This window comes from Actinomycetospora straminea (assembly GCF_028737255.1).
Lineage (GTDB): Bacteria > Actinomycetota > Actinomycetes > Mycobacteriales > Pseudonocardiaceae > Actinomycetospora > Actinomycetospora straminea.
In genome coordinates this window covers 20571-27572 of sequence record NZ_JAQZAN010000037.1, presented here as the reverse complement: position 1 = coordinate 27572, position 7002 = coordinate 20571, and the positions used below count along the sequence as shown (strand labels likewise).

Sequence of the window (7002 nt, the reverse complement as noted above, 5' to 3'; positions counted from 1 at the left end):
TCACCACCCCATCACCAGGTGATCAGGACGGCGGGCCCACCCTCACAGTCAGCCCAGGAGCTCCGCGTGGAGCTCCCGGGTCGCCGGGCTGGGCTCGGCGCCGAGCTGGTCGCGCAGGGTCCGGCGCAGCTGCTCGTAGACGGCCAGCGCGGCCGCCCGGTCGCCCTGCGCGGCGTGGGCGCGCATGAGCAGCCGGTGGCCGGTCTCGGCGAGGGGGTCGAGCCCGATGAGGGCTCGCGCGCTGCGCTCCGCGCCGGCGCGCTCGCCCGGCCCGAGGTGCAGGCACGCCTCGCCGTAGCAGGCGAGCACCCGGCGGTGCTGGTGCGCGGCCTCGGCCCGCCGCTCCTCGCTCCACGGGTCGTCGAAGTCGCCGAGCAGCCCGCGCTGGGTCACGAACAGCGCGCTGAGCGCCTCGGTCCACGCCCGCGCCCAGTCGCCGCGGGCGGTCGCCGACTCGGCCGCGTGCAGCGCACGCTGCGCCACGACGGCGTCGATGATCGAGCTCGGCGGGAGGACGAGCTGCAGGCAGTGCCGGCCGTGGATCCCACCCGGCCCGAGCAGCGTGCGCACCTTCGACAGGAGCGCGGAGAACGTCCCGGACGCGCCCTCGCCGGGCAGGGCCGGGCGCCACAGCACGTCGATCAGCGTCGAGCGCTCGACCGCGCAGTGGTTCGACAGTGCCAGCACGGCGACGAGCAGGCGGGCGCGGCGTCCGGGGAGCAGGTGCTCGACGTTCTCGCCCGCGACCGCGACCGCGAGCGCGAAGCGTCCCCAGGTGCTGTCCACGTGCGCACCGACCACCCCGACCTCGTCGGCGAGGTGACCCCGGACGTCGTCCGCGGGTGGATCGAGCTCGTGCCCGATGAGCCGGACGCCCTTGACGGGATTTCGGTGGTGTCAGATAGTCGACGCCATCGTCAAACGCGTGGCTCGGGTCACGCCTGCTCGTCGAGGAGTGGTCCATGACCTACGTGATCGGCGTCGACGTCGGGGGCACGTTCACCGACGCGGTGCTCGACGACGACTCCGGCTCGGTCATCGCGGCGAAGGCGCCGTCGACGCCCCCGGACTACTCGCGGGGCGTGCTCGACGTGCTCGAGCTGCTCGCCGAGCAGCTCGGGCGTCCGGTCGAGGAGATGCTCGCCGAGACCCACCACATCGCCCACGGCACCACGTCGAGCCTCAACGCCCTGGTCCAGCGCAAGGTCCCCGACGTCGGGTTCCTGACCACCAAGGGCCACCGTGACTCGATCTTCATCATGAACGTCGAGGGCCGCTACCTGGGCCGCAGCCCGCACGAGCTCCAGCACGTCCTCGCCCAGGACAAGGACCACCACCTGCTGCCCAAGCGGCACGCCCTCGAGGTCACCGAGCGGATCGACCGCGACGGCGAGGTGATCGTCGCGCTGGACGAGGACGAGGTCCGGACGCAGGTCCACGCGCTGCAGGACGACGGCATCCGCGCGATCGCCGTCTCCCTGCTCTGGGCGTTCCGCAACCCGGTGCACGAGCGCCGGATCCGCGAGCTCGTCCACGAGATCGACCCGGAGATCTACGTCGCGCTCTCCAGCGAGGTCAGCCCCCGCATCCGGGAGTTCGCCCGCAACTCCACGACGATCATGAGCACGCAGGTCGGGCCCGGCCTGCGCGACTACCTGACCACCCTCGAGACCGCGCTCGCGGAGCGCGGTCTCGCCGGCCCGCTGCTGGTGATGCAGTCCAACGGGGGCGCGGTCGCGGCGTCCGAGGCGCCCGCGCAGGCCATCTCCACGGTCGGCTCCGTGCTCACCGGCGGGGTCGTCGGGTCGAGCCAGCTCGGCCGGCGGCTCGGCCACCGCAACATCATCTCCACCGACGTCGGCGGCACCACGTTCCTCGTCGGGCTCATCGTCGACGGCGAGCCCGAGCGCGACACCACGACCGTCATCAACCACCACCCGATCAACGTGCCGACGCTGCGGGTGCACGCCATCGGCTCCGGCGGCGGCGCGATCGCGTGGGTCGACGCCGGCGGCAACCTGCGCATCGGGCCGCACTCGGCGCAGGCCGTCCCCGGGCCCGCCTGCTACGACCAGGGCGGCACCGAGCCCACCAACACCGACGCCAACCTCGTCCTCGGCATCCTGCCGACGACCGGCCTGCTCGGCGGCCGCAAGGCACTCGACGTCGACAAGGCCCGCGAGGCCATCCGCACCCGGGTCGCCGAGCCGCTGGGCCTCTCCGTCGAGGACGCCGCCGCGGCCATCCACGCCGCGCAGAACGCCCAGACCGGCGACCTGCTGCGCAAGAGCGTCGTCGAGGCCGGCCACGACCCGCGCGACTTCGTCCTCTACGCCTTCGGCGGATCCGGCCCGGCGTTCTGCGCGAAGTACGCGACGCACCTCGGGGTCGCCGAGGTCGTCGTGCCGCTCGGCCCGGTCGCCTCGGCGTTCTCCGCCTACGGCCTCGCGGCCTCCGACATCGCGCTGGCCCAGGAGCTCTCCGACCCCGCCCAGCTCCCCGTCGACCCGGTGCGCGCGGAGAAGAACTTCGCCCAGCTCGAGGACCAGGTCCGCCAGGGCCTCGACCGGCAGGGCCTGACGTTCGACCGCGTCGAGATCGTGCGCGAGGTCGACATGCGCTACGCCATGCAGCTCGCCGAGGTCACCGTGCCCGTCGGCGAGGGCCCGCTCGACGAGAACGCGGTGCAGGCCGCGGCCGACCGGTTCGAGGCGCGGTACGCCGAGCTCTACGGCCAGGGCTCCGGCTTCAGCGCCGCCGGCATCCAGGCCATCACCTACCGCGTCCGCGGGCGCGGCGTCCTGCCCTTCAGCCCGGAGCTCCCGCCGCTCGAGCGGGCGTCCGGGGAGCCGGAGCCCTCGGGTCGGCGCCCCGTCTACCTCGAGATCGGCCAGGGCTTCGTCGACACCCCGATCTACGACTACACCGCCCTGCGCGCCGGCCACGTCATCACCGGACCGGCCGTCGTCGAGGTCCCGACGACGACGGTCGTCGTCCCCGGCGGCCGCACCGGCACCGTCGACGAGCTCGGCAACCTCCACATCCAGAAGACCGGAGCCTGATCATGACGATGGCCGTCCCCGGCTCCGAGAGGTTCTCGAGCCGACCGATCGACCCCACCGCCCTCGCGGCGCAGCTGCCGGCGAGCCTGCCGGTCCACACCGTCACCCAGGAGCAGATCGACGCGCTTGACCCGCTGACCTACGAGGTCGTGCGGCACCGTCTCTGGTCGGTCACCGACGAGATGGGCGAGGCGCTCAAGCGCATGTCCGGCTCGCCGATCGTCACCGACGCGAACGACTTCGACTTCGCCGTCTCGGACGAGCTGGGCCAGGAGGTCCAGGTCGGGCTCTACAACACGATGCTCGTCGGCGCCGTCGACCTCGCCATCTACTGGACCCTGCAGCACCGCGCGACCAACCCCGGCATCGCCGAGGGCGACATGTTCCTCACCAACGACCCGTGGGTCGGCGGCGGGCTGCACCAGAACGACGCGATGGTCTACCAGCCGGTGTTCTGGGAGGGGAAGCTCTTCGGCTGGACGTCCGCGATCGCCCACCAGCCCGACCTCGGCGGCGTCGGCCTCGGCTCGTTCTCGCCGGCCGCGCAGGACGTCTTCTCCGAGTCGCTGCCCACCCCGCCGATCAAGGTCGTGCGCGACGGCGTGCTGCAGGACGACGTCGCCGACGTCTGGGTCCGCCGCTCGCGGGTGCCGATGATGATCGGGCTGGACCTGCGCGCGAAGGTCGGCGCCAACACCGTCGGCCGCGACCGCCTCCTCGCCGTCATCGAGCAGTACGGCGCCGACACGGTCAAGGCCGTGATGAAGCGGATGATGGCCGACGCCGAGTCGCGCCTGCGCGGCAAGCTCACCGACCTCCCCGACGGCACCTGGCACGCCACCGGCTACCAGGACCAGTCGCACGCCGGCGACCGCGGCCTGCACAAGATCACGGTGGCGATGACGAAGGCCGCCGACCACCTGACCTTCGACTTCACCGGCACCGACCCGCAGTCCGGCGTCGTCAACTGCACCTACGCCGGCATGCGCGGCGGGGTCATGCTCGCGCTGCTGCCGATCCTCGCGGGCGACATCCCGTGGTCGGCCGGCGGGCTGATGCGCTGCTTCGACCTCGTCGCCGAGGAAGGCACGATCAACAACGCCAGCTTCCCGGCGGCGGTCGGCCGCGGCCCGATCGGTCCCGCGTGGCTGACCGGCAACCTCGTCGCCGAGTGCCTCTCGCAGATGCTCGACCAGGCGCCGGAGCTGGACGCCCACGTCCAGTCCGCCTGCTGCGGCACCTGGGACACCGCCGTCATCGCGGGGCTCGACCAGCGCGGCGCCGTGCCGACGCCGTTCCTGTCGATCCTCATGGACCCCATGGCCGGCGGGTACGGCGCGCAGCCGCAGGCCGACGGCATGGACACCGGCGGGCTGTTCTGCATCCCGCTCGGCCGCGTCCCGGACGTCGAGATGACCGAGTTCCTCTACCCGGTCCTCGCCCTGTGGCGCCGCGAGGAGCCGGACTCGGGCGGTCCCGGCCGCCGCCGCGGCGGTGTCGGGGCGTCGCTGGCGATCACCCCGCACGGCACGAGCTTCCCGATCGGCCTGGTGCTGGCCTCCAACGGCAAAGCCGTGAGCCAGAACAACGGGCTCGCCGGCGGCTACCCCGGCAACACCGGGGTCGAGTACATCGCCCGCGGCAGCGACGTCTCCACCGCCCTCGGTGCGGGCCGGCTGCCGGCCGACCTGGACGAGGTCGGCGGCACCGCGGAGCTCCAGCCCTGCTACGGCGAGACGTACGTCGCGCCCGGCGAGGTGTTCACCATGTTCTGGCAGGGCGGCGGGGGCTACGGCGACCCGCTGGTCCGCGACCCCGAGGACGTCGCCCGCGACGTGCGGGAGGAGAAGGTCACGGCGCCGACCGCCCGGGACGCCTACGGCGTCGTCCTCGACGACACGGGCGCGGTCGACACGGCGGCCACCGAGGACCGGCGCCGGGAGCTGCGCGACGCCCGGCGCGCCCGGGTCGCCGCGAGCGAGCGGGATCGGAGCACGGTGGACCTCACCGACGCCCGGCGGCTCGACGACAACCTCGTCGGCATCAGTCGAGACGGTGGGGACCAGGTGGCGTGCCGGCACTGCGCGACGGTGCTGGGCACCGGCGCGGTCGGCGAGCTCGACCTGGTGCGCTACGAGGGGCCGGTCAGCGACGCGGGTCCGCAGGTGGTGGACGGGGCGGGGTCCTACGTCGACGGCGCGGTGCACTTCCGGCAGTACTGCTGCCCGGGGTGCGCCACGGCGATCTCGACGGCGGTGGTGCCGGTCGACCACGTCGACGACGTCACCCGCACCAGCCGCGTGCTCGCGGATGCTGCGCCGTCGGGAAGGTCGTAGATGGAGCTCCGACGGGTGGCCGTGCTCGGCGGGGGGCCGGGTGGTCTCTACGCCGCCCGGCTGCTCAAGCTCGCGCGGCCCGGGTGCGAGGTCGTGGTCCACGAGCAGGGTCTGCCGGACCAGACGTTCGGGTTCGGGGTCGGGCTCGCCGCGAGGACGCAAGCCCGGCTCGCCGAGGCCGACCCCGCCACGCTCGACGACATCCTCGCCACCGCGTGGTCGCACGACATGCGCCTGCGCGTCGGCGACCGCGAGGCCGGGATGGACGTGTCCAGCCTCGTGGCCGTCGGGCGGGCCGACCTGCTGCGGGTCCTGGCGCGCCACGCCGAGGACGCCGGGGTGAAGCTCGAGTTCGGGACGCGGCGCGCCGCCGACGAGCTCGACGCGGACCTGGTGATCGCCGCGGACGGGGTCGGCAGCGCCACGCGCGCCGCCGGCGACTTCGGCGAGGACGTCGAAATCGGCACCGGTTGGTACCTGTGGGCCGGCGTCGACGTCGCGCTGCCGCACGCGCTGTTCGCGCCCGAGCGCGACGAGCACGGCGTGTACGTCACGCACGCCTACCCCTACGCGCCCGACCGCAGCACGTTCCTCGTCGAGACCGACGCGGCGACGTGGCGGGCGGCCGGCTTCGACCGGACCACCGCGGCGCTGCCGCCCGACGCGTCCGACGACGTCGCGCTCGACCACCTGTCCGACGTGTTCGCCCGGCACCTCGACGGCCACCGGCTGATCGGGAACCGCACCCGCTGGCTGCGGTTCCGGACGGTGCGGTGCGCGCGCTGGCACGACGGGCGGACCGTGCTCCTCGGCGACGCCGCGCACACCGCGCACTACTCGGTGGGCTCCGGGACGAAGCTCGCGATGGAGGACGCGATCGCGCTGGTCGCCGCGCTGGACGGGGCCGACGACCCCGAGACCGCCCTGCGCGCCTACGAGGCGGCCCGCCGGCCCGCCGTCACGCGCCTCCAGGACATCGCGGAGCGGTCGCGGCGCTGGTGGGAGTCGTTCCCGGAGCGCCTCGACGCGCCGGTCGAGCAGCTGCTGGTCGCCTACATGACGCGGGCCGGCAACGTCGCCCTCGACCGCTTCGCCGCCGGCACGCCGGCGGTGGTGCGGGGCGCGCTCGCGGCCTGGTCGGACGACCCCGCGCTCGCCGACACCGTCGAGCACCCGGAGACCATCCCCGACGAGGTCCTCGAGCAGCCCCTGCAGGCCGGCGGGCGGACGTTCACCTCCCGGCTGGTCCCCGACGACCCCGCGGCGCTCGGCGCCGGCGTGTCCGTGGTCGACGTCGGCGCCGACGCCCGCCCCGCCGGCCGGGAGTCCGACGTCGAGGCCGCGCTCGAGCGGGCGCTCGCGGCCGCCGCGGACGCCGACGTCGTCTGGTTCACCGGCGCCGACGACCGCGCCAGCGTCCTCACCCGCCTCGAGGTCGCCGAACGGCTGCGGCGGCGCGCGCCCGCCCTCGTCGTCGTCGCCGCGCCCACGACGTGCCGCGGCGACGTCGTCGACGGGCTCGTCAGCGACCGCCTGCACCTGGCCGCCCTACGCGACCCGGAGGGGGACACGTGAGCACCACCCACCCCGGACCCACACAGCCG

Annotated in this window: 4 protein-coding genes; 3 read left to right on the top strand and 1 reads right to left on the bottom strand. The window is 74.2% G+C overall.

From position 1 onward, the window contains the following. Nucleotides 1–48 precede the first annotated feature (48 nt). Nucleotides 49–786 carry an AfsR/SARP family transcriptional regulator gene (locus PH190_RS29860; protein WP_274235184.1) on the bottom strand — a complete coding sequence of 246 codons (738 nt, stop codon included), beginning with the start codon at nt 784–786 and terminating at the stop codon, nt 49–51. Nucleotides 787–962: 176 nt separating this feature from the next. Here PH190_RS29860 and PH190_RS29855 point away from each other — a divergent pair, with 176 nt between their 5' ends. The 3 genes from PH190_RS29855 to PH190_RS29845 are packed head-to-tail and all read left to right on the top strand — an operon-like array spanning nt 963 to nt 6973. Beyond that, nucleotides 963–3062 carry a hydantoinase/oxoprolinase family protein gene (locus PH190_RS29855; RefSeq protein ID WP_274235183.1) on the top strand — a complete coding sequence of 700 codons (2100 nt, stop codon included), beginning with the start codon at nt 963–965 and terminating at the stop codon, nt 3060–3062. Nucleotides 3063–3064: 2 nt separating this feature from the next. Beyond that, the gene (locus PH190_RS29850; RefSeq protein WP_274235182.1) at nt 3065–5398 is read left to right on the top strand and encodes a hydantoinase B/oxoprolinase family protein; all 2334 of its coding nucleotides are present in this window, start codon (nt 3065–3067) and stop codon (nt 5396–5398) included. Then, nucleotides 5399–6973 carry an FAD-dependent monooxygenase gene (locus PH190_RS29845; protein ID WP_274235181.1) on the top strand — a complete coding sequence of 525 codons (1575 nt, stop codon included), beginning with the start codon at nt 5399–5401 and terminating at the stop codon, nt 6971–6973. Nucleotides 6974–7002 lie beyond the last annotated feature (29 nt).

Coding starts and splice junctions, on each gene's coding strand:
- PH190_RS29850 (WP_274235182.1), top strand. CDS start 3,065: ATGACGATGGCCGTCCCCGGCTCCGAGAGGTTCTCGAGCCGACCGATC.
- PH190_RS29855 (WP_274235183.1), top strand. CDS start 963: ATGACCTACGTGATCGGCGTCGACGTCGGGGGCACGTTCACCGACGCG.
- PH190_RS29845 (WP_274235181.1), top strand. CDS start 5,399: ATGGAGCTCCGACGGGTGGCCGTGCTCGGCGGGGGGCCGGGTGGTCTC.